The organism is Flavobacterium sasangense DSM 21067 (genome assembly GCF_000686885.1).
GTDB classification, from domain to species: Bacteria; Bacteroidota; Bacteroidia; order Flavobacteriales; family Flavobacteriaceae; genus Flavobacterium; species Flavobacterium sasangense.
The window spans coordinates 37,505-58,955 of the sequence record NZ_JMLU01000010.1; the positions used below are offsets into that span (position 1 = coordinate 37,505).

Sequence of the window (21,451 nt, forward strand, 5' to 3'; positions counted from 1 at the left end):
AATATAACACTTAAATGAATGGATTATGAAGTTATGATGTAAGTACTATATTAAAATTTTTATACAACCTTAAGGTAGTTATTCTTCCATTTTTAAATAATAATCTGCAGAATGTTTTCCACTGCCAAAGAAGATGAAAAATACACTTGTAGCAAAAGCTATTAATGATTGAACAAAATCTGACGGATTAAATACACCAATAAAGTTTATTGCGAAAGCACCTAAAAGTATAGGTAACTGAACCCAAATTGACCAACGAGTCAAGAAGCCAATGATAATCATTACTCCACCTGCCATGTGCGCCATTGCAACATAATGAATTAGTAACATTTCGCTACCGAAACTTCCTACTGAATTTAAAATTTCATGTAAATATTTTTTGTCTACAATAAAAGAAACACCTTTTAAAAGTAAAAAAACACCTAATGAAACTCTAAGAATATCTATCGGAATACATGTGTTTGCATTAGCCCATTTGTTTAATTCTCTAATTCTAGCCATAAAGAAACGGATTAAAATTACACTAGGCTAATTTACTAAAAATTAACATATTATGTTTTTTTGATGCGTTAATTAAAACATAAATTAATAAAAAAAGAAGACTAATTGTCTTCTTTAATTTTAACATAAAACTGATTGTCATAAATTTGAAAACTCTTTTTGCTGAGTTTTTTTAGTTTGATTTTCTGTTCTTTTGCTGTTGGAAATAATCTAATTTTTTTCCCTTCAAAACCAATATCAATAGGCATATTGAAGTCTTCATTTACATTATCCCATGAATAATATAGATAATCACCTTTGATTTTATAAATAAAAACAGGAACTTGGTTGGTGTATAAGTATTGTCTAAATATTGGTGTTAAATCTGTACCTGAAGCCTTGTTAAAGTAATCAATTACAGTGTCTGAAGTAATAATTTTCTTTTTGAAAGTTTCCGAATAATTGTATAACATTTTCCACCATTTTTCATCATCGGCAATAACGTGTCTTAAGGTATTTAATAATAACGAGCCTTTGTAATACATATCTCCTGAACCTTCATTGTTAACTCCATACTGACCAATAATTGGTCTATCATTTCTAACATTTTTAGCTTGACCGTTAATGTATTTCATGGCATCATCATATCCTTTAATACATTCAATAAATACCGTTTCAGAATAAGTGGTAAAGCCTTCATGAATCCACATGTCTGCAATATCAGTACTTGTAATGCTATTTCCAAACCATTCATGACCTGTTTCGTGAATGGTAATATAATCGAAAAACATACCCACACCAGTTCCAGATAAATCAAATCCCATGTAACCTTTTTTGTACTTGTTCCCATAAGCAACAGCACTTTGATGTTCCATTCCTAAGTAAGGTGTTTCTACTAATTTATAACCATCTTCCCAAAAAGGATAACGACCAAATTTTGACTGAAAACATTCCATCATCGGTTTTACTTCCATAAAATGCTCACGAGCTTTCGCTTCGTTTTCTCTCAAGACATAATAATCTAAATCCAAATCGGGCATTTTATCTTGGATGTGAACATAATCAGCAATATTCACCGTTATTGTGTAATTGTTAATTGGGTTTTTAACTTCCCAATCCCATCGAGTGTAACCATTTTTTAAGTCTTGAGAACCTAAAAAGCGTCCGTTTGAAACATTCATTAAACCATTCGGAACGGCAACTTTAATTGAAGCACCATTGTCTGGTTCGTCTGTTTGAGAATCTTTCACTGGATACCACAAACTAGCTCCAGTTCCTTGTACTGCAACAGCAATGAAATCTTTTCCAGCTTTGTCTTTTGAAAAAACAAAACCACCATCCCAAGGGGCATTTCTGGCAATTCTAGGATTTCCTGAATAATAAAATTTTAATTTATGATTTGATTTTGAAGCTAATTTTTCAGGAAAATCTATAAAAACAGCATCATTGTCGCGATTGTATTTTAATTTTTTAGTATTCCAAACAATCGAATCCACTTTCATATTGTCAAATAAATCCAATTGAATTTTTTGAGTAGGAACAAGTACTTCAAAAGTGATTTCATTGAAGCCTTTGATGCTTTTTTGTTCTGGATTTACCGTAATGTTTAAATCATAGCGCTTTACATCATAAGAAGTTCTCTCGATACGTAAACCACCTTGAAGTGAATCACGACGTGTAAATTGAGCATTAATTTGTTGAATTCCTAATATCGTTAGGATAACTAAAAAACTGTTTTTCATAAGGATTGTTTTCAAAATCTAAATATAAGAGTTTGAATTGGAAAAAATGTTACAAAAAGAACTGAATTTTAAAATTCTGCAGCGGTAGTTATAGTGAGTTCTTCTTTTGAAATAGGATGAATAAAAGTTAAACTTTCAGCATGTAAATGCAAACGATTAGCTTTTGAGCCATACAAATCATCACCTACAATCGGAGTTTTTAAACCTAATTCGTGTGAAGCATGCACTCGTAATTGATGTGTTCTACCCGTAATAGGATAGAAGTACACTAAAGTTTGGTTATTCTTAACTTCAATCTTTTCCCATTTAGTTTGCGCTGGCTTTCCGTGTTCGTAGCAAACCAATTGTCTTGGTCTATCATCTAAATCTACTCGAAGTGGTAAATCGATAATACCATCATTTGCTTCTAAAATTCCATCTAGTAAAGCAACATATCGCTTTTTAATTGTTCGTTTGATAAATTGACTTTGTAATTTTACATAGGTTTCTTCATCTTTAGCAATTAACATTAAACCTGATGTCGACATGTCTAAACGATGCACAATTAATGGTCCAGTGGCGTTTGGATATAATTCTTTGACTCTTTGATAAACCGAATCGGAAATAATTTTCCCAGGAACAGATAGAAATTCTGCGGGTTTATTAACTACAGCTAAAATGTCATCTTCATAAACAATTTCTATGTTTTTTCCTTCCGCCGGATTTTCTTGAAACGGATTTGCTTCCATTTCCAAACCTTGTAACATGTGTGATAACAAAATAGGTTCGCACTTACTTTTACAAGCCGGATAAAATTGTTTATGTTTTCTAATTTCTGATTTTGGTGATTGTCCCCACCAAAATTCAGCCATAGCTATCGGTTTCAATTGATGTTCGAAAGCGTAATGCAATAACTTGGGAGCAGCACATTCACCAGCACCAGCTGGCGGATTATTATTAAAGATTTCTCCAATGCTTTTTCGTTCATCAAATTGATTTAAAAACGAATATTCAGCGAATAGTTTTTGTTGTAAAGCTCCCGATTTCATTCGGCGTTCTTCTTTCAATTGATTGATTTCTTCTAAAAGTAAATTGACTTCTTTCTGAGCATTTTCTATTTGAAAATTCCAATATTTGTTCATTTTTTTGAGCAAAATGCTTTCTTTTTTGCTTTCTTCCGAAAGTTCTTGTTCTAATTGTTCAATTTCAGATGAAGATAAATCAGTGAATGAATTTCTTTTTTCATCACGTTCCAACTTTAATCTTTTGATTTTATCTTTCTGATTTTGAATATCGGTTAAAGCTTCAATTTTCGTATCGTCTAATTGATTTTTCTTTTTATAAAGTTCGTCTGAATTTTCTAAAATTTCAATTTGACGATTGATTGCATTCAAAACTTCTTCTTCTTTTCTGAAAAAACCATCTTCGTGCAACATATCAAAAATCGTCGGTACAAAATAGGGAAGGTGATTTACACCAGCCAATTTCCCAGAAAAAGCCCATAAATAACCTAATTCACCTTCTTGATTTTGACAAACCAAAACACCAAACATTTTACCAATTACTAAACCTTCTTGATTTTCTTGTAATCCGAAATTGTGTTCAAAATCGGTTTGCGTTTCCAAATATGATTGCAATTCAGTTGTTGCAATTCTGCTTAATTCATGAGGTTCGTAATAAAAAGGAAATGTAAATTTTTCAGGTAAAGAAATACCTGAAATGTTAGTTTTGAAGGGTTGAAAGATTGTTTTTTTCATAAAAAAGCCACGAACGCACAAATATAAACATTCGTGTACTCGTGGTTATTAAGTTATTACATTTTGTTTATTATACTTGAATCACTCCTAAATTAAACTGTTTTTCAATAGGAGCGTGGTTGGCTGCTTCAATTCCCATAGAAATCCAATTTCTGGTTTCTAATGGATCAATGATAGCGTCTGTCCACAAGCGAGAAGCAGCGTAGTATGGTGAAACTTGTTCGTCGTAACGTGCTTTTATTTTATCAAATAATTCTTTTTCTTTAACTTCATCAATTACTTCACCTTTGGCTTTTAAAGAAGAAGCTTCAATTTGTGCTAATACTTTTGCAGCTTGCGTTCCTCCCATAACCGCTAATTCAGCACTTGGCCAAGCGAAGATTAATCTTGGATCATATGCTTTTCCACACATCGCATAGTTTCCAGCTCCGTATGAGTTTCCAACAATCACAGTAAATTTTGGTACAACAGAATTTGCCATCGCATTCACCATTTTTGCACCGTCTTTGATAATTCCGCCGTGTTCTGATTTGGAACCTACCATAAATCCAGTAACGTCTTGCACAAATACTAATGGAATTTTCTTTTGGTTACAATTGGCAATAAAACGTGTTGCTTTATCCGCAGAATCGGAATAAATTGCTCCACCAAATTGCATTTCTCCCTTAGCATTTTTTACAATTTTTCGTTGGTTTGCTACAATTCCAACTGCCCAACCATCGATGCGAGCGTAAGCTGTGATTAAGGTTTTTCCGTAGTCACCTTTATATTCGTCAAATTCTGAATTATCAACCAAACGTTTGATGATTTCATACATATCGTATTGATCAGCTCTTGATTTTGGTAAAATTCCGTAAATATCTTTTGGTTCTAAAGCTGGTTTTTCTGCTTTCACACGATTATATCCTGCTTTATCGAAATCACCAATTTTACCTACGATACTTTTAATTCTGTCTAAAGCATCTTTATCATCTTTAGCTTTATAATCCGTAACACCCGAAATTTCGCAATGTGTTGTTGCGCCTCCAAGTGTTTCGTTATCAATTGTTTCTCCGATGGCTGCTTTCACTAAGTAACTTCCAGCTAAGAAAATACTTCCAGTTTTATCTACAATCATGGCTTCATCACTCATAATTGGTAGATAGGCACCACCAGCAACGCAACTTCCCATAACGGCGGCAATTTGAGTAATTCCCATACTACTCATGATAGCATTATTTCTAAAAATGCGACCGAAATGTTCTTTGTCTGGAAAAATTTCATCCTGCATTGGTAAATAAACACCAGCAGAATCCACTAAATAGATAATTGGTAAGCGATTTTCCATTGCAATTTCTTGTGCACGAAGGTTCTTTTTTCCTGTAATTGGAAACCAAGCACCTGCTTTTACAGTAGCATCATTAGCCACCACAATACATTGTTTCCCCGAAATAAATCCGATTTTTACAACAACTCCTCCAGATGGACAACCGCCGTGTTCTTTGTACATACCATCTCCAACAAAAGCACCAATTTCAATGCTTTTTGCTTTTTCATCTAAAAGATAATCAATGCGTTCACGTGCTGTCATTTTTCCTTCAGCATGTAATTTTTCGATACGTTTTGGTCCGCCACCTAATTTAACTTGGGCAAATCGGTTTTTTAAATCGGAAAGTAAAAGTTTGTTATGATCTTCGTTTTTATTGAAATTAATGTCCATTTGGGTTTGTTGTTTTATTGATTGGCTAAAATACAAAATCCATCCGAAAAATATATTTTTTAGATGGATTTAGTCTTAATTTTTAACGAATGTTTATTTTTTGGAGTCGTTTACCATTCTTTTTAAAATTGCCCATTGTCTTAGTGCGTCTTTAACATCAATTGCAGGATATCCTAAAACTGTTTTTCCAGCTTCAACATCGGCCGCTACACCTGAACCAGCACCAATCATTGCGCCATCTCCAATAGTAACGTGATCTTTAATCGATGCACTTCCACCTATAATTACGCCATTTCCAAGAGTTACCGAGCCAACCAAACCACTATTTCCAGCCATTATACAGAACATTCCTAATTTACAATTGTGTCCGATTTGAACTAAATTATCAATTTTGCAACCATTTCCAATAACTGTTGAACTGAATTTTCCTCTATCAACACAAGAATTGGCACCAATTTCAACATTATTTCCAATGATTACATTGCCAATTTGTGGGATTTTGACCAACCCTTTTTCAGGATCAGGACGAAAACCAAATCCATCAGCACCGATAGTTGCATTAGGATGAATAATACAGTCATTTCCAATATGACAACGTTCTCTCACTACAGCGCCAGACCAAATTGTAGTATTTTTACCAATAGTACATTCATCTAAAACGGTTACATTGGAATACAAAATAGTGTTTTCTCCTATAGTTACATTTGGACCGACATAGCAATTGGCGCCAACTTTTACATTATTGTCAATTTGAGCTGTTTCGTCAATTGTTGCTGTTGGATGAATATTGGTTTTGAAAACAGGTGGAGGAGGAGCAAAAAGTGCTAAAACTTGTGACATAGCTAAATCCGCATTTTTTACTTTTATAAAGGCTCTATTTTCTCCTGGTTCTATCGAAATATCTTCATTTACAACAGCAACACCTGCTTTAGAAGTTACCCATAATTTCTCATATTTTTTATTTCCAATGAATGAAATTTCAGATTCATTAGCGACTTCTAATTGTTCTGGAGCTGTAATTTTTGTTGTTATGGAACCAACAATTGTTCCTTTTAGAACTTCATTGATTTCTTCGATTGAAATTTGTTTCATTAGTTGGTTTGGTGGGTTTAGTTTCGCCGAATATATAAAAAGATTTTAGTTTTTTTTTAATAAAGCATAAAAAAATCTGAATTTCAATTGTTGAAATTCGGATTTATAAGATTTGATTTATCTGAATTATTCTTCTTTTTGTCCCATCATCATTAAATAGGCTTTTAAGAAATTATCGATATCACCGTTCATAATGCCTTCAACGTCACTTGATTCATATCCAGAACGAACGTCTTTGACTAATTTATAAGGATGCATTACATAATTTCGAATTTGCGATCCCCATTCGATTTTCATTTTGCCTGCTTCAATATCGGCTCTTTGTGCTAAGCGTTTGTTTAACTCGATTTCGTATAACTGCGATTTCAACATTTGCATCGCACGTTGGCGGTTATCTTGTTGCGAACGCGTTTCGGAACACTGAATTTGAATTCCTGTAGGCTTATGGAATAATTGTACTTTAGTTTCTACTTTGTTTACGTTTTGTCCACCAGCACCACTCGAACGAGAAGTTATAATTTCAATATCAGCTGGATTGATTTCTACTTCAATTGAATCATCTACCAAAGGATACACATAAACCGAAGCAAAAGACGTATGGCGTTTTGCATTACTATCAAAAGGAGAAATTCGAACCAAACGATGAACACCGTTTTCACCTTTTAAATAACCAAAAGCAAATTCGCCTTCAATTTCTAAGGTTACCGTTTTAATTCCAGCAACATCGCCTTCTTGAAAGTTTAATTCTTTGATTTTGTATCCTTGCTTTTCGCCCCACATTAAGTACATTCGCATTAACATGGAAGCCCAATCACAACTTTCAGTTCCACCAGCTCCTGCTGTAATTTGCAAAACAGCACTCATACTATCTCCTTCATCGGAAAGCATATTGCGGAACTCTAAATCTTCAATGTGATGTAAGGTTTTTTGATAGTGTTCTTCAACTTCCTCTTCGGAAACATCGCCTTCTTTAAAGAAATCCATCATAATCTGAAGTTCTTCAGAATATTCAATTCCTTTATTGTAATCTTCAACCCATTTCTTTTTTGAACGTAGGTTTCGGATAATGATTTCGGCTTCTTTGGCGTTGTTCCAAAAGTCGGGAGCGAAGGTTTTTTCTTCTTCATTAGTTATTTCAATCGTTTTGGCATCGATGTCAAAGATACCTCCTTAACGCACCAAGGCGATCAATAATATCTCTGACTTGTTCTGTATTTATCATAAATATTGTAGTTTTGTTTTGAAATGGGATGCCATAGCCCCGATAGTAGTGGAAATCCTTTTTTTAAATTTTACTTCGACAAGCTCAGTATGACAAAATTTAAAAAAAGATTGCAACGGATAGCGGGAATTAGCTCCTAAAAATTTTTATCAAAAATAAGGTATCTGATTGATATATGGAAATAAATTTAGTTAGTGATACGGTAACGAAGCCTTCAGTTGAGATGTTAAACGCTATGTTTAATGCAAAAGTAGGTGATGATGTATATAAACAAGACCCAACAGTCAATGAGTTAGAAGAAACTTTGGCCGATTTGTTTGGGATGGAAGCCGCTTTGTTTTTTCCTTCGGGAACTATGGCAAATCAGACAGCGATTAAGTTGCATACTCAGCCTGGCGAACAGGTAATTTGTGATAAATACTCGCACATTTATCATTATGAAGGTGGTGGCGCATCATTTAATAGCGGAGTTTCATGTTGTTTGGTAGATGGAAATCGCGGGATGATTACAGCTGATTTGGTTAAAAACGGAATCAACGACCCAGAGTTTTATCATGCACCTTTAACTTCGTTAGTGAGTATTGAAAACACAACCAATAAAGGTGGTGGCGCTTGTTATGATTTACAACCTTTACAAGAAATTAAGCAAGTTTGCATCGACCATAATTTGAAATATCATTTAGATGGTGCGCGTTTGTGGAATGCTTTGGTAGCAAAAAAACAACATCCAAAGCATTTTGGTGAATTGTTTGACACGATTTCGGTTTGTTTATCTAAAGGATTGGGTGCGCCTGTTGGTTCGGTTTTGCTAGGAAGTAAAGCAGATATGCATCGTGCCTTACGAATTAGAAAGATTTTTGGTGGCAACATGCGACAATCAGGCTATTTGGCTGCCGCTGGATTATTTGCTTTACAGAATAACATTAGTCGTTTAGAAATTGACCACAGAAGAGCTAAAGAATTAGGCAATTTGTTAGAAAAAATGCCTTGGGTTGCCAATGTAGAACCAGTGGAAACCAATATTTTGATTTTTGGATTACAACCATCAGTTGATGAAAAGCTTTTCATGGAAAAGTTAAAACAAAAAGGAATTGCCATTAGTTCTATGGGACATGGAAAACTTCGTATTGTAACGCATTTAGATTACAAAGAAGTAATGCATGAGTATGTGATGGAAGTGTTTTCGAAATTGACTTTTTAATTTTTTGTAACACAGATTTGAAAAATAATAGAAATTAAGAAAATCTAATTTGAAAACTGAAACTTCAAACTTGAAACCTGAAACAAAAATTATATGGAAATCGTAATCATATCCATCGTTGCTTTTTTAACAGCTATTCTAACCTTTTTCTCAGGTTTTGGATTGGGAACTTTATTAACTCCGGTTTTTATGTTGTTCTTTCCTGTTGATATTGCAATAGGTTTATGCGGATTAGTGCATTTTGCTAATAATTTATTTAAGTTTTTCTTGGTTGGAAAGCATGCTAACAAAGAAGTTTTGCTGAAATTCGGGATTCCAGCGATTTTTGCTGCGATGTTAGGTTCGTGGTTGTTATTGCAAATTTCTGATTTACAACCATTATTCAGTTATTCTCTTTTTGGAAAACAATTAGAAGTTTTTCCAGTTAAATTCATCATTGCAATTTTACTAGTAATTTTTGCATTATTAGATTTGGTTCCGTTTTTGAGTAAATTAGAATTCGGGAAAGATAAATTGCCTTTAGGCGGAATTTTAAGCGGGTTTTTTGGTGGACTTTCCGGACATCAAGGGGCTTTGCGAAGTGCATTTTTGATTAAAGCTGGTTTATCTAAAGAAAGTTTCATTGCTACAGGAATTGTAGTTTCGATGTTTATCGACTTTACGCGATTGAGTGTTTATGCTTCGAAAATCACAACTTATACCTTATATGAAAATAAAGTATTGTTGATTTCGGCAACACTTTGTGCGATTACTGGAGCGTATTTGGGTAACCAACTTTTAAAGAAAGTTACCCTAAAATTTCTCCAAGTTTTTGTCGCTGTTTTATTGCTTTTAGTTGCAATAGCTTTAGGAATGGGAATTATTTAAACATATCCATTCCAGGGATGTTTGGCATGCCTTCTTTGGCAACAGCAGCTAATTCCGTTTCATGAACATTTGTTGCTTTTTCAATCGCTTTGTTTAAAACATTAACTAAGTAATCTTCAAGCATTTCTTTGTCTTGAAGTAAATCATCACTTATTGTTTTGATTTTTTCAATTAATCGTTTCAATTAATTTTTCCAAAACTTCATTCGTCCAACCTGTTGCACCGCTTAATTGATTGCATAAAATAATTTTTTGGTTTTCATATTCAAAAACATCAATAGAAAAAGTTGTTCTTTTGTTATTTCCTAAGATTATTGAAATTTCAATTGGCGATTTACCAAAAATGTGTTTAATCTCTTCTTTGCTTACTGAGCCTTTTGCTCCAATAATTACATGTTTAAAAGACTTAAAAAAATCTTCCTTTTGTAAGAAATCTAATCTTTGATTAATTAACTTTTCATTTGAAGTTTTTTTAGAAGGAATATGATTTATTTCAGTAGTAAAACAATAATTGAAAAAAGTATCATCTTTTAATTCGATGTTGTTTTCATTTTTTGAAACAATTTTTTGGGTCATATTTTTATAAAATCCCCAAGTTTCTCCCCCTTTTATTTTGTGCTTATATTTAGTTTTATAAAACATATAAGGATTTTTTGGATTAAAAGAGAATTCATCTTTTTCATTTGATTTTTCCCAATGTAATAAATTATTTATGCTTTCGTTTAAAAATGATTCAGGATTATTTATTATATTGAATGCTTTTTCTTTACCTATAAATAAAATATCTGATTCAGGATTTCCAAAACCAATGTAAAATGGATTTGCTAAATTATGTAGATATTTAATTAGATTTAGTGGAATCCTCATAGAATTCCACATTTCTGCCCTTTTTGCTGTTTTTTTTTCAATTAATATTTCAATAAATTGTTTTTTTAATTCCTCATCAATTTCTTGTTTCTTGACATACTGAATGTATTGTTCTTGATAATGTTGCAAATTTATATTCATAGTGTTTTAATTTCAAATTTGTTTGTAGACAAATTATTGTGAATATTTTAAAAAAAATATTTATTAACGCCATTTACCATCCATGTGATTATTATGCCATATACTTTTTAAAATCCACCATGCTAATTTTATAGGAAAAAATATTATCCAAGTTAAGATGTTTGTAAAGCTAAATGTTTTTTTTGGCGAGTTTGATTTTAAGAATCCAGTTAAATCATTATAATCTTCTTTTTTACTATGACCTCTTTTTATTTCTACTCCAATTTGTCTAGGATTAATTTTTACACCCGGAAAATGAACAGATAAAATTGCTCTTTTTACGTCATCGCGATTTTGTCCGCCGAGGTTTTTAGCAGTTACATCATCAATTTCTATTGTCTTGTTTATGTTTATTGGACCATTTAATTGTCCTGTACCTCTAAATGTTGCTGTTATCATTTTAGTTTTTTTAAGATTATAATATTTAGCTTTATTTACATTCCTAAAACGCCTTTAGAGGCTAGTAAATTATCAGCAAAATTGCTTATTGTTGAATGATAACTCTTGTCAATAGGTGTGATAGAATAATTTCCAGCATATTTTTCAGATATCTTATACATTTGCATATTAAGTACATCTGCTTGTTTTGTAGCTGTCCTCCAAGCAGATAACTCAGTCGATGACATTCTACTCTTTTTTACATTATATGTGCTTAAATAACTGTCTAATTTATTCGAATGCTGTATTGACTGTTTTGCTAGATTAGCTAATTTTCCTTGGTCTGCATCAAGTTCGGCAATAAAATTATGATTTTCTTTAAGTACAGAATATGTAAAAACATCTAATTTAATTACAGATGTTTTTGATTTGATGTAAAAATTTTCATCGTATCTATCATCTGACTTATATTCTTTATAGCCTAATTTATTAACCGTTTCAATTAACCATTGTGTTTTTTGAGCACCCACTAATTTACTCAAATAATTATCATTCATTAAATAATACATGTCTTTCGTGTCGACATTTTGTATTATCGAATATAGTTTGTCGTCGCCCTTATTGTAAAAGCCGTTAAGTTTATCTGTTAATTGATATTTCACGAATATGTCCTTGTAATTGTCATATATCAAAATGTATTTCGTGCCTAGTTCGATAAAATTTCCAGATAAATCTTGAACGTTAGTTGCTACAGAATCAATAAGCATAACGGATTTTCTTTCTAATGTGCTTGATTTGATTTCACTAATTTCTGTTTTAGGGATACGAGATAATTGTTCAGTCAATTTCAAATATGTATTGAAATCACGATACAGTTCAACGGGCTCGTTGTATGGGATTTTTTCGAGATACAATTTGCATGCAATAGCATCTTTTTCACTAGTACGTTTGCCGTTTTTATGAATCAAAAGCTTTCTAGTTTTAGTTGAATTGTCATTTGTGATGTCTTTTAAGAAGCTCGTAGATAATCTTTCATCTTTGACTTCTATGATTATATCATGTTTTGTAGCTAAATTTTGAGCAACAATTAAATGATTTTCTTTCTTGTCGTATGAATCAGAAGAATTGATAAATGTGTTCAATTCTGTAATTATTGTCTTAATAGCTTCTTTTTTTGAAAGATATTGTTCATATCCAAATTTAACAAGTTCGATATCTTTACTTACATTTTCGTAATCAGCCGTGAGAACTTCTGCTTTTTCTAATTTATAAACTTCTATTTCTTTTTGATTGACTCTAAAAACAGGCAAAAATCTCAAACCTTGAGATTTGACAAAGTTTTCGGAGAATTCAGGATTGATAGTAAATGTTTCTTGAGCGATTACGTCAGTTTGACTAAATACGGCTAATGATACAATAGCGAGACTATTGCAAATCTTTTGAAAAAGTTTTTCCATTTTGTGCTAATTTTTTGAATTTCTTCTTTAGATCTTTTTTAGTGATGAGAATTCATTTTTCAAAACTAGTCCTTTTCATTTTTCAAAATTATTGCAAGTTATTGCAAGTATGTATGAGCTAAATGTATAAGTTTGTTAAGTCTTATTTTTGTAATACTTAATTATAGCTTAAATGAATCAACCAAGTCCTTATGTAAATGCAATATGTTCTCAAATTGAAATTCAGTCGGGTTTCAAAATAAAAAATATTGGTGCAGCGAAAAGATTATCAGATTTGTTGGCTAATGATAAGCTATTTATTTCGTCATATACAATTGGAAGACTTTTCGGAGTCATAAAGCCCTATAGAACTCCATATAAATCAACTCTTAATATATTAGCAAATTATTTAAAATTTAAAGATTGGGATGCATATTGTGAAAACCAAACAAATATTCCTTTCGATACTAATTATTTTCTTACTGAATTTGCCGATGGATTTTCGATTTCAGTACTTAATGCGTGTTTAATTGATAAAGAAGGTTGTGAATCATTAGAATTAGTTTTAAATAAACTTAATGGAAAAGAAAAAAGTACTTTAATTTATTCTGCGGGTGAAATATTAGGATTTCATATAAGAGAAATAAAAGAAAAAAATTATTTACTTGAAATTTTAGGTAAAAATGCAAATGGTCAATTGCTTTTTTATGAGAGTTTTGTCGATGAAGACAATAAGGACAATTATTTTTCAAAAGCATTGGAAAATTATTATTTGCCAAATATTGATAACGAATATCGTAAATTATTTGCTTATGGATTTTTAATTAATCAAAAGTTGTATAAACAGAATGAATTTTCGGAATTTTATTTTAAACAATTTATTACAATAACAAATCAGATTGAGTTAGAAAAATGTCATTATCATGAGGTATCACGTTTTTATGAATGTTTGATAATTTTTGATTCTTATAATGGAATTATTGCAAATACGTGGGAGAATCATATTAATGAACTTCTTGAGAATTGTAAATCTTTTAATATTTATGAAAAAGCATGGATAGTATCAAGGGTAATTAAAACATTATTATATTTTAATTTTAAAAAAGAATTATTTCAACATAAAGCACTAAATGAATTGATTGAAATTATGATTAAAACTGAGAGAACAGGTCTTCATACTATTGCTTTATATGCTATTCAATTATATTGGCTGTATAGAATGAATTATTTAAAAAATAAAATAGTTTATAAACCATTCAGAATTAATAACATCTTTTTTCAGAATACAAAAAATGAAAAATTAGCTATAGAATTAGGGATTGCTTATCTATTTTCAGTTGGCGAAAATAAAATAATTTTAAATAAAAATATAAATCAATTCTGTAAAGAAAGAGGACTTTTGTGGGTAATAAAACTTATTTATTAGTTTTTATTATTAATTGTTAAATCATAATTTTGATTGGCTTTGTTTATAAAATGATAAGAAATAGAAAAAATTAGAATTACCAAAAATAACAATAAAATAAAATTCAAATATTCTCCAATTAAAAAATTCCAAAAAACAAAATAAATTAAAAACCCTTTAATTGTTTGTAATAACCAACCTAAAATTCTAAGGGAACAAAAAACTTTACCATTATTTTCATATTTTTTCCAAAAACCTCCTGGTTTTATAGTTGCTACAAAAGTTTTTAAAACTTTTTCATCGGTTTGAGCAGTTAAGAAGGTTACAGAAATCCAAATAGCACAAACTATTATAGTTAGAAATACAAGTTTTATAGGGTAATAATCAATATTATATTTGTATGAAACTGTTTTAATAAATTGATTAAAAAAAACGTTGTTTGAAAATAACCAATCGTAAATATTTGGACAAATTAAACCAGAAATCATTGCAGATAACTGTGACCAAGCATTGATTCTCCACCAATACCATCTTAAAATAAATACTGGACCTACGCCAGCCGTCATTGAAAATAATAATTTAGACATTTCAATTAATGATTCTGAAAATAAAGCAATAGCGCAAGAAACAACAATAATAAAAATCATTGCTAAAATTCCAATATAAAAATTGTTTGCACTTTTTAAATCTATGTATTTTTTATAGAAATTTTCTATTAATAACGAGCCTCCCCAATTTTGGGTATTTTGAACAATTGACAAAAATGGGATAAAAAAAAGAAGTATGACAAAAATTAGCATCCATTTTGGCAATGTATTAATAAACAATGAGGTGAACGCTAATTCACCATCGGTAAAACCATTGGTAAAACCAAAGTAAACGGCAATAAATGGGAGTGTAAAAAATAGAATTCTAAAAAAAACCATTAAAAATGAAGGAAAAAATATGCTTTTTGAAATGTCTTTGATTGATTTTGAAGCCATTAATTTTTGTCCATTCATATCTGGATAATCTAAAATAGTTGCTGACCACCATTGAACTAGTATAAAGATAAGGAATGCATTAATAGTTGTTGAGCTTATAGATGGTAAAATTTGCAATTGCTCTTTAGTTTTTAATATTACTGCAACATTATCTAAACCATCAACATTTAAAAAAATGGTAATAAAGACTATTAAAAAAGAAACTATAAAAACAATGAATAATACAAAATCTATTCTTATTCTGTTTTTAAAACTATTAAAGAGAGAAAGTATAATTAGTAAAACGCTAATCAAAACTATTGCTTCGCTAATTTTAATTTGAAAAATTAGACAAGTTATTTTACTGAATGCTAAAATATTAAAAGCAATAATGAATGGTATAATAAATCCTCCCAAATAAATACTTCTAAAAATATGTAAAAATTTGGCACCTATTCCCGAAAATCTAAAAAAAATGAATTCATTTTCGGTGTTAATGGGAACATTTTTCCATAAATGTGCAAAAAAAGAAATACTAAAGGCAGAACCAATAGTTGCACTCCAATACAACCACATATCGGATAATTTGCCATTAATAAGTGATGTGCAAATTAATAATGGTTCTATAAAAATACCACTAGCTAATAACATCGAAAAACCAATTAACCACCAAGGTTCATTCTTTGAAAAAAATAAATTTTTTGATTTTTCTTGTATACTTTTGAAATTTTTCAAGTTAAAAAAATTATTTAAATAGATCCATTCCAGGAATGTTTGGCATACCTTCTTTGGCCACAGCCGCTAATTCTGTTTCGTGAACGTTTGTTGCTTTTTCAATAGCTTTATTTAAAACGTTAACTAAATAATCTTCAAGCATTTCCTTATCATTAAGTAAATCGTCACTTATGGTAATGTTTTTAATTGTTCTGTTGGCAGTTAGCGTTACTTCAAGCAAGCCATCAGTGCTTTTTTCATCAATTAAAACAAAGTCTAAACGCTTCTTTGTTTCTTCTACTTTTTGCTGGGTTTCTTTAAGTTTACCCATCATACCCATAATATCTCCAAACATAATTTTAATTTTTTTATTCCGACAAAAATAGTAAATTAGCGGTTAATAATTATTGTAAAACTTCATGAAAAAAATCACGTATTTCCTTTTAGGTTGTGTTATTTTTGCTCCAGTTCACAGTCAAAATAAAACAAAAAAAATGTCTGATAAATTACAGCCACCTGTTGCTAAAATTGTTCCAAAAACATTAGAAAAGCACGGTGATAAAAGAATCGATAACTACTATTGGTTAAATGAAAGAGAAAATCCAGAAGTTATTGATTACTTAAATAAAGAAAACGAATATTACCAAAAATCTACCGCTCATACGAAACAATTACAAGACGAATTGTTCTTGGAAATGAAAGGAAGAATTAAAGAAGACGATAGTTCAGTTCCCTATTTATACAATGGTTATTACTATATTACTCGTTTCGAAAAAGGAAAAGATTACCCAATTTATTCTCGTAAAAAAGGGAGTTTAGAAGCTAAAGAAGAAATTATGTTCGATTGCAACGAAATGGCAAAAGGACACGCTTATTTCAATTTATCAGGTTTAAATGTTTCTGAAGATAACAAATGGGTGGCGTTTGGAGTAGATTTAGTTTCAAGAAGACAATATACCATCCAAATTAAAAACTTAGAAACAGGTGAAATTCTTCCAGTGAAATTAGAAAACACAACAGGAGGTTCTACTTGGGCTGGCGATAATAAAACGTTATTTTATACTCGTAAAGACGCACAAACCTTACGTTCTGATAAAATTTACAAACATACCTTAGGAGCTGATGCTTCGGCTGACACAATGGTTTTTCATGAAAAAGACGATACGTTTAACACATTTGTTTACAAAGAAAAATCTAAAAAATATTTAGTTATTGGTTCGTCAAGTACGTTGACTTCGGAATACCAAATTTTAGATGCGAAAAATCCGAATGGCGAATTTAAAGTTTTCCAAAAAAGAACACGCGGATTAGAATATTCGATTTCACATTATGGTGATAGTTTTTACATCGTTACTAATAAAGACAAAGCAACCAACTTTAAATTAATGAAAACGCCAGAAACCGCAACTGCTGCTGAAAACTGGAAAGATTTAATCGGACACAGAAAAGATGTTTTATTAGAAGGAATCGAAATTTTCAAAGATTATTTAGTGGTTGAAGAACGTTCAAATGGATTGAATAAAATTAGAATTATGCCTTGGAGTGGAAAAGGGGAGTATTACTTACCTTTTAATATTGAAACTTACACGGCATACACCACAACTAACGTAGATTTTGATACTGAAATTCTTCGCTATGGTTATCAATCAATGGCAACACCATCTTCTGTGATTGATTTCAACATGAGAACTAAGGAGAAAAAAGTGTTGAAAGAACAAGAAGTTTTAGGTGGAAAATTCGATAAGAACAATTATATAGAAGAAAGAGTTTGGGCAACCGCAACCGACGGAACTAAAGTGCCAATTTCGATGGTTTATAGAAAAGGTATTAAAAAAGATGGAAAAAATCCATTGTTGTTATATGCTTATGGTTCTTATGGAGCTACTATGGATCCTTATTTTTCATCCACTCGTTTGAGTTTATTAGATAGAGGATTTATCTATGCCATTGCTCATATTAGAGGAGGCGAGGACTTAGGAAGAGAGTGGTATGAGAACGGAAAACTTTTAAAGAAAATTAACACTTTTACCGATTTTATTGACTGTTCAAAATTTGTGATTGCTCAAAAATATACGTCACCAGAACATTTATATGCAGAAGGTGGTTCGGCAGGTGGTTTGTTAATGGGAGCAATTGTTAATATGGCACCTGAATTGTATAATGGAGTAATTGCACAAGTTCCTTTTGTTGATGTAGTTACTACTATGTTAGATGACACAATTCCGTTAACAACAGGAGAATATGACGAATGGGGAAATCCTAACGAAAAAGTATATTACGATTACATGCTTTCGTATTCGCCATACGACCAAGTTAAAAAGCAAGATTATCCAAATATGTATGTATCTACAGGGCTTCACGATTCGCAAGTACAGTATTGGGAACCTGCAAAGTGGGTGGCAAAATTGCGTGTAATGAAAACTAATGACAAGCAATTATTTTTAGATACTAATATGGATGCTGGTCATGGAGGTGCTTCAGGACGATTTGAAGCACTTAAGGAATTAGCAAAAGAATTTGCATTTTTGTTAGATTTAGAAAAAATTAAGAAGTAGTTAAACTTTTTTTGTTAAATTTGCAAGGTTTTAGAAGTGTCAAAATAACGCTTTTAAATAAAAAATCAAGTATAAAATACTTTAAATGCTAGTAATGCATAGTATTTTGGAAACATTAAAACAAACAGTATCTTCATATGAAAGAAGAAATAAAAGCCTATAATAGTGTATTAGATTTAATTGGGAATACACCATTAATCAAACTGAATAAAATTTCAGCTGATTTACCAGGTAATTTCTATGCAAAAGTTGAAGCCTTTAATCCAGGTCATTCTACAAAAGACCGTATCGCATTATATATTATTGAGGAAGCAGAAAAAAGAGGTATCCTAAAACCAGGAGACACCATTATTGAAACTACTTCAGGAAATACAGGTTTTAGTTTAGCCATGGTGAGTATTATCAAAGGATATGATTGCATTTTAGCCGTAAGTTCAAAATCGTCTAAAGACAAAATTGATATGTTGCGTTCGATGGGAGCTAAGGTTTACGTTTGTCCTGCGCACGTTTCTGCTGATGATGATCGTTCTTATTATAATGTAGCAAAAAGATTACACGAAGAAACTAAAGGTTCGGTTTATATCAACCAATATTTTAACGATTTAAATGTAGATGCACATTACAAATCTACAGGACCAGAAATTTGGGAACAAACGGGTGGCCAAATTACACATTTTGTTGCGTGTAGTGGAACTGGAGGAACTATTTCGGGAACAGCACGTTTCTTAAAAGAGCAAAATCCAAATATCAAAATTTTAGGAGTAGATGCTTTTGGTTCAGTTTTGAAAAAATACCACGAAACAAAAGAATTTGATAACGCTGAAATTTATCCATACCGTATTGAAGGTTTAGGTAAAAATTTAATTCCAACCGCTACCGATTTTGATATCATTGATAAATTTATCAAAGTATCAGATGAAGAAAGTGCTCACACTACAAGAGAATTAGCTAAGAAAGAAGGTTTATTCGTAGGATATACTTCTGGAGCTGCTTTTCAAGCTGTGAAACAATATGCTGAAGAAGGTGAATTTGATGCAAACAGTAAAGTCGTTATCATTTTCCCAGACCATGGTTCTCGTTACATGAGTAAAGTATTTAGTGATGATTGGATGAACGAACAAGGTTTCTTTGATTCGGTTAACCAAGAAGAAGCATTAAAAATTGAAATTATCAAGTAATTGATTTTAGATATAAAAAAATCCCAATCGAAAGATTGGGATTTTTTGTTAAAACTATTAATTTCTTTTAGCGTTAAGTATTAAAAAAACTAACTTTACTCTTTGAAAATTCTTTGAACGAGCAATTTTAAATTCATGTTGAACTCAGTTGTTGATAAAATAAAATCTTTTTTTGAACTCAAAAAAAGTAAACGCTCGCGTCATATTCCTTTTTTGGCTTCACTTTGTGTGGCAATTCCTCTTTTTTTGGCATTATATTTTGATAATTTTGGAAAAGGTTTAATGGCAAGTTTAGGAGGTTTGGTTATTTTATACTATCAGCCCAATCTTTCTTTTGGAAGACGAATGTTAACCTTGTTAATTTGTTCTTTAGGATTTACATTTTCACTTGGAATTGGGCTTAGTTTTAGCTTTAATCCTTATGTTTCGGCAGTTGTACTCGGTTTTTTTGCAATGGGAATTCATTTAGTTACAACCTATTTTAAAATTAAACCACCTGGTAATTTTTTCTTTATTATGATTGCTTCCATGGCAAGCTGTCAAAGTTATAATTTAGAGATGATTCCTGAAAAAATTGGTTTTCTATTTCTAGGAACAATGTTAGCGTGTTTTTTAGCTTTATGTCACGGATTGCTTACGATTAAAAAAGAACAAACAACAGAAATCTTCACCATTCAAATTAAAAAAGGAAAATTTGTTTCACTAATTGACTCAATAGTTATTGGAGTATTTATTGCGATTTCTTTACTTGTAGGGTATTTACTCGAAATGAAAAACCCGTATTGGATTCCTATTTCTTGCCTTGCAATTTTACAAGGAATTTCAAAGCAACACGTTTGGGAACGAATGCTTCATCGTATTGTAGGAACATTTATAGGAATTGGACTTTGTTGGATTATTTTATTGTTTTGTGATACGCCATTAAGTATTTGCATAACAATTTTTGTATTGCAATACTTAGTAGAAGTGTTAATTGTAAAAAATTATGCTTTGGCTATTATTTTTATTACGCCAATGACCATTTTATTAGCCGAAATAGGAAGTTCATTTACCGCTAATACTGAAATTATTGTTTCTGCCCGTTTTTTAGACATAGCTATTGGTAGCATTTTAGGAGCTCTTGGCGGATGGTTTATTTACAATCAACGGTTCAAACACAAAGCCACACAACAATTACGAAAGACTAGAGTAATGATGCGTAAAAAATGAGTTACTATTATATTTTTAAAAATTAATTATCCGGAATATTCGGTTCTACTAACTTCTTTAATTTTTCTAAAGATTCTTGCCAACCCAAGTAACACATCTCTGTAGGAATCATTTCGGGAATGTTTTCTTGTAGTATTTTGATTTCTGTGCCACACGAAACTTCTTTTAACCAAACCGATGTCGTCATTTCGCCTGGTAAGTTGGGGTCATCAAAAGTGTCGGTGTATTTTAAAAACTCGTTTGGTTTGACATCGAGATAAGTTCCACCAAAAGAATGTCCGTTACCAGTTGTAAAGTTGATGAACGACATTTTAAAACTACCTCCAATTTTCACTTCCATACTATGAACCTCACACAAAAAACCATACGGTGGAATCCACGAAGCCATTGCATTTGCGGCTGTAAATGCGCGAAACACCTTTTCAGGTGGAGCCGTTACTACGCGATGTAACGATACAAAATTATCTGCCATATATTTTTTTTACTAATTTACGAAAAAAGGATTGGTTTTGTTTTGTGTGTACGGAAT

Annotated in this window: 18 protein-coding genes and 1 pseudogene; 6 read left to right on the top strand and 13 right to left on the bottom strand. The window is 31.2% G+C overall.

Going from position 1 to position 21,451, the window contains the following annotated elements; all coding sequences use genetic code 11:
• Positions 1–78: 78 nt before the first annotated feature.
• The 6 genes from BP92_RS0108900 to prfB all read right to left on the bottom strand — a co-directional run bounded on the left by BP92_RS0108900 (position 79) and on the right by prfB (position 7,971).
• Positions 79–501: a DoxX family protein gene (locus BP92_RS0108900; RefSeq protein ID WP_026725744.1), complete on the bottom strand. Its 423-nt coding sequence runs from the start codon at positions 499–501 to the stop codon at positions 79–81.
• A gap of 101 nt (positions 502–602) precedes the next feature.
• Entirely contained in the window at positions 603–2,222 is a 1,620-nt protein-coding gene (locus tag BP92_RS0108905; RefSeq protein ID WP_026725745.1) for a M1 family metallopeptidase, read from the bottom strand.
• A gap of 68 nt (positions 2,223–2,290) precedes the next feature.
• Positions 2,291–3,958, bottom strand: a complete 1,668-nt coding sequence (locus BP92_RS0108910) for an RluA family pseudouridine synthase (RefSeq protein WP_026725746.1) — start codon at positions 3,956–3,958, stop codon at positions 2,291–2,293.
• A gap of 70 nt (positions 3,959–4,028) precedes the next feature.
• Entirely contained in the window at positions 4,029–5,657 is a 1,629-nt protein-coding gene (locus BP92_RS0108915; protein WP_026725747.1) for an acyl-CoA carboxylase subunit beta, read from the bottom strand.
• A gap of 93 nt (positions 5,658–5,750) precedes the next feature.
• Complete coding sequence (gene lpxD / locus BP92_RS0108920) at positions 5,751–6,749, bottom strand: UDP-3-O-(3-hydroxymyristoyl)glucosamine N-acyltransferase (protein WP_026725748.1); 999 nt, start codon at positions 6,747–6,749, stop codon at positions 5,751–5,753.
• A 126-nt stretch (positions 6,750–6,875) separates the two neighbouring features.
• Positions 6,876–7,971 (bottom strand): peptide chain release factor 2 gene (gene prfB, locus BP92_RS0108925; protein ID WP_150111899.1). Its coding sequence is split into 2 segments (ribosomal slippage): positions 6,876–7,907 and positions 7,909–7,971, totalling 1,095 coding nucleotides; the frame shifts between segments, so codons are not numbered across the junction.
• Positions 7,972–8,146: 175 nt separating this feature from the next.
• Here prfB and BP92_RS0108930 point away from each other — a divergent pair.
• Together BP92_RS0108930 and BP92_RS0108935 are read left to right on the top strand one after the other, a co-directional pair.
• On the top strand, positions 8,147–9,172 hold the full coding sequence (locus BP92_RS0108930; protein ID WP_026725750.1) for a threonine aldolase family protein: 1,026 nt from the start codon (positions 8,147–8,149) through the stop codon (positions 9,170–9,172).
• A 93-nt stretch (positions 9,173–9,265) separates the two neighbouring features.
• Entirely contained in the window at positions 9,266–10,039 is a 774-nt protein-coding gene (locus tag BP92_RS0108935; RefSeq protein WP_026725751.1) for a sulfite exporter TauE/SafE family protein, read from the top strand.
• On the opposite strand, the pseudogene BP92_RS16045 reads toward BP92_RS0108935, so the two are convergent.
• The 4 genes and pseudogenes from BP92_RS16045 to BP92_RS0108955 form a co-directional block, all read right to left on the bottom strand.
• Positions 10,032–10,196 (bottom strand): annotated as a pseudogene (locus BP92_RS16045) (YbaB/EbfC family nucleoid-associated protein); the annotation flags it as partial. The gene BP92_RS0108935 and the pseudogene BP92_RS16045 sit on opposite strands and share 8 nt — an antisense overlap.
• Positions 10,197–10,206: 10 nt before the next feature.
• Positions 10,207–11,046, bottom strand: coding sequence for a hypothetical protein (locus BP92_RS0108945; protein ID WP_026725752.1), 840 nt, complete (start codon positions 11,044–11,046; stop codon positions 10,207–10,209).
• Positions 11,047–11,109: 63 nt separating this feature from the next.
• Positions 11,110–11,484: a hypothetical protein gene (locus BP92_RS0108950; RefSeq protein ID WP_026725753.1), complete on the bottom strand. Its 375-nt coding sequence runs from the start codon at positions 11,482–11,484 to the stop codon at positions 11,110–11,112.
• A gap of 35 nt (positions 11,485–11,519) precedes the next feature.
• Complete coding sequence (locus BP92_RS0108955; RefSeq protein WP_026725754.1) at positions 11,520–12,920, bottom strand: hypothetical protein; 1,401 nt, start codon at positions 12,918–12,920, stop codon at positions 11,520–11,522.
• 172 nt (positions 12,921–13,092) lie between these two features.
• On the opposite strand from BP92_RS0108955, the gene BP92_RS0108960 reads away from it, so the two are divergent.
• Positions 13,093–14,325, top strand: a complete 1,233-nt coding sequence (locus tag BP92_RS0108960) for a hypothetical protein (RefSeq protein WP_026725755.1) — start codon at positions 13,093–13,095, stop codon at positions 14,323–14,325.
• Here the strand turns inward: BP92_RS0108960 and BP92_RS0108965 are convergent.
• On the bottom strand, positions 14,322–16,001 hold the full coding sequence (locus tag BP92_RS0108965) for a sodium:solute symporter family transporter (RefSeq protein ID WP_150111900.1): 1,680 nt from the start codon (positions 15,999–16,001) through the stop codon (positions 14,322–14,324). The two genes, BP92_RS0108960 and BP92_RS0108965, sit on opposite strands and share 4 nt — an antisense overlap.
• A 10-nt stretch (positions 16,002–16,011) precedes the next feature.
• Positions 16,012–16,335, bottom strand: coding sequence for a YbaB/EbfC family nucleoid-associated protein (locus BP92_RS0108975; protein ID WP_026725757.1), 324 nt, complete (start codon positions 16,333–16,335; stop codon positions 16,012–16,014).
• A gap of 64 nt (positions 16,336–16,399) precedes the next feature.
• Here BP92_RS0108975 and BP92_RS0108980 point away from each other — a divergent pair, with 64 nt between their 5' ends.
• The 3 genes from BP92_RS0108980 to BP92_RS0108990 all read left to right on the top strand — a co-directional run bounded on the left by BP92_RS0108980 (position 16,400) and on the right by BP92_RS0108990 (position 20,922).
• The gene (locus tag BP92_RS0108980; RefSeq protein ID WP_026725758.1) at positions 16,400–18,535 is read left to right on the top strand and encodes a S9 family peptidase; all 2,136 of its coding nucleotides are present in this window, start codon (positions 16,400–16,402) and stop codon (positions 18,533–18,535) included.
• Between the two features lie 137 nt (positions 18,536–18,672).
• Positions 18,673–19,713 (top strand): PLP-dependent cysteine synthase family protein, encoded by a 1,041-nt coding sequence (locus BP92_RS0108985; protein ID WP_026725759.1) that lies wholly within the window; start codon positions 18,673–18,675, stop codon positions 19,711–19,713.
• Between the two features lie 135 nt (positions 19,714–19,848).
• Positions 19,849–20,922 carry an FUSC family protein gene (locus BP92_RS0108990; RefSeq protein ID WP_026725760.1) on the top strand — a complete coding sequence of 358 codons (1,074 nt, stop codon included), beginning with the start codon at positions 19,849–19,851 and terminating at the stop codon, positions 20,920–20,922.
• 22 nt (positions 20,923–20,944) lie between these two features.
• Here BP92_RS0108990 and BP92_RS0108995 read toward each other — a convergent pair whose 3' ends face one another.
• Positions 20,945–21,394, bottom strand: coding sequence for an SRPBCC family protein (locus tag BP92_RS0108995; RefSeq protein WP_026725761.1), 450 nt, complete (start codon positions 21,392–21,394; stop codon positions 20,945–20,947).
• Positions 21,395–21,451 lie beyond the last annotated feature (57 nt).

What these genes read in the sequence shown, in the direction of transcription:
- BP92_RS0108900 (WP_026725744.1), bottom strand. Translation starts at nt 501, where the DNA reads ATGGCTAGAATTAGAGAATTAAACAAATGGGCTAATGCAAACACATGT.
- BP92_RS0108905 (WP_026725745.1), bottom strand. Translation starts at nt 2,222, where the DNA reads ATGAAAAACAGTTTTTTAGTTATCCTAACGATATTAGGAATTCAACAA.
- BP92_RS0108910 (WP_026725746.1), bottom strand. Translation starts at nt 3,958, where the DNA reads ATGAAAAAAACAATCTTTCAACCCTTCAAAACTAACATTTCAGGTATT.
- BP92_RS0108915 (WP_026725747.1), bottom strand. Translation starts at nt 5,657, where the DNA reads ATGGACATTAATTTCAATAAAAACGAAGATCATAACAAACTTTTACTT.
- lpxD (WP_026725748.1), bottom strand. Translation starts at nt 6,749, where the DNA reads ATGAAACAAATTTCAATCGAAGAAATCAATGAAGTTCTAAAAGGAACA.
- BP92_RS0108930 (WP_026725750.1), top strand. Translation starts at nt 8,147, where the DNA reads ATGGAAATAAATTTAGTTAGTGATACGGTAACGAAGCCTTCAGTTGAG.
- BP92_RS0108935 (WP_026725751.1), top strand. Translation starts at nt 9,266, where the DNA reads ATGGAAATCGTAATCATATCCATCGTTGCTTTTTTAACAGCTATTCTA.
- BP92_RS0108945 (WP_026725752.1), bottom strand. Translation starts at nt 11,046, where the DNA reads ATGAATATAAATTTGCAACATTATCAAGAACAATACATTCAGTATGTC.
- BP92_RS0108950 (WP_026725753.1), bottom strand. Translation starts at nt 11,484, where the DNA reads ATGATAACAGCAACATTTAGAGGTACAGGACAATTAAATGGTCCAATA.
- BP92_RS0108955 (WP_026725754.1), bottom strand. Translation starts at nt 12,920, where the DNA reads ATGGAAAAACTTTTTCAAAAGATTTGCAATAGTCTCGCTATTGTATCA.
- BP92_RS0108960 (WP_026725755.1), top strand. Translation starts at nt 13,093, where the DNA reads ATGAATCAACCAAGTCCTTATGTAAATGCAATATGTTCTCAAATTGAA.
- BP92_RS0108975 (WP_026725757.1), bottom strand. Translation starts at nt 16,335, where the DNA reads ATGTTTGGAGATATTATGGGTATGATGGGTAAACTTAAAGAAACCCAG.
- BP92_RS0108980 (WP_026725758.1), top strand. Translation starts at nt 16,400, where the DNA reads ATGAAAAAAATCACGTATTTCCTTTTAGGTTGTGTTATTTTTGCTCCA.
- BP92_RS0108985 (WP_026725759.1), top strand. Translation starts at nt 18,673, where the DNA reads ATGAAAGAAGAAATAAAAGCCTATAATAGTGTATTAGATTTAATTGGG.
- BP92_RS0108990 (WP_026725760.1), top strand. Translation starts at nt 19,849, where the DNA reads ATGTTGAACTCAGTTGTTGATAAAATAAAATCTTTTTTTGAACTCAAA.
- BP92_RS0108995 (WP_026725761.1), bottom strand. Translation starts at nt 21,394, where the DNA reads ATGGCAGATAATTTTGTATCGTTACATCGCGTAGTAACGGCTCCACCT.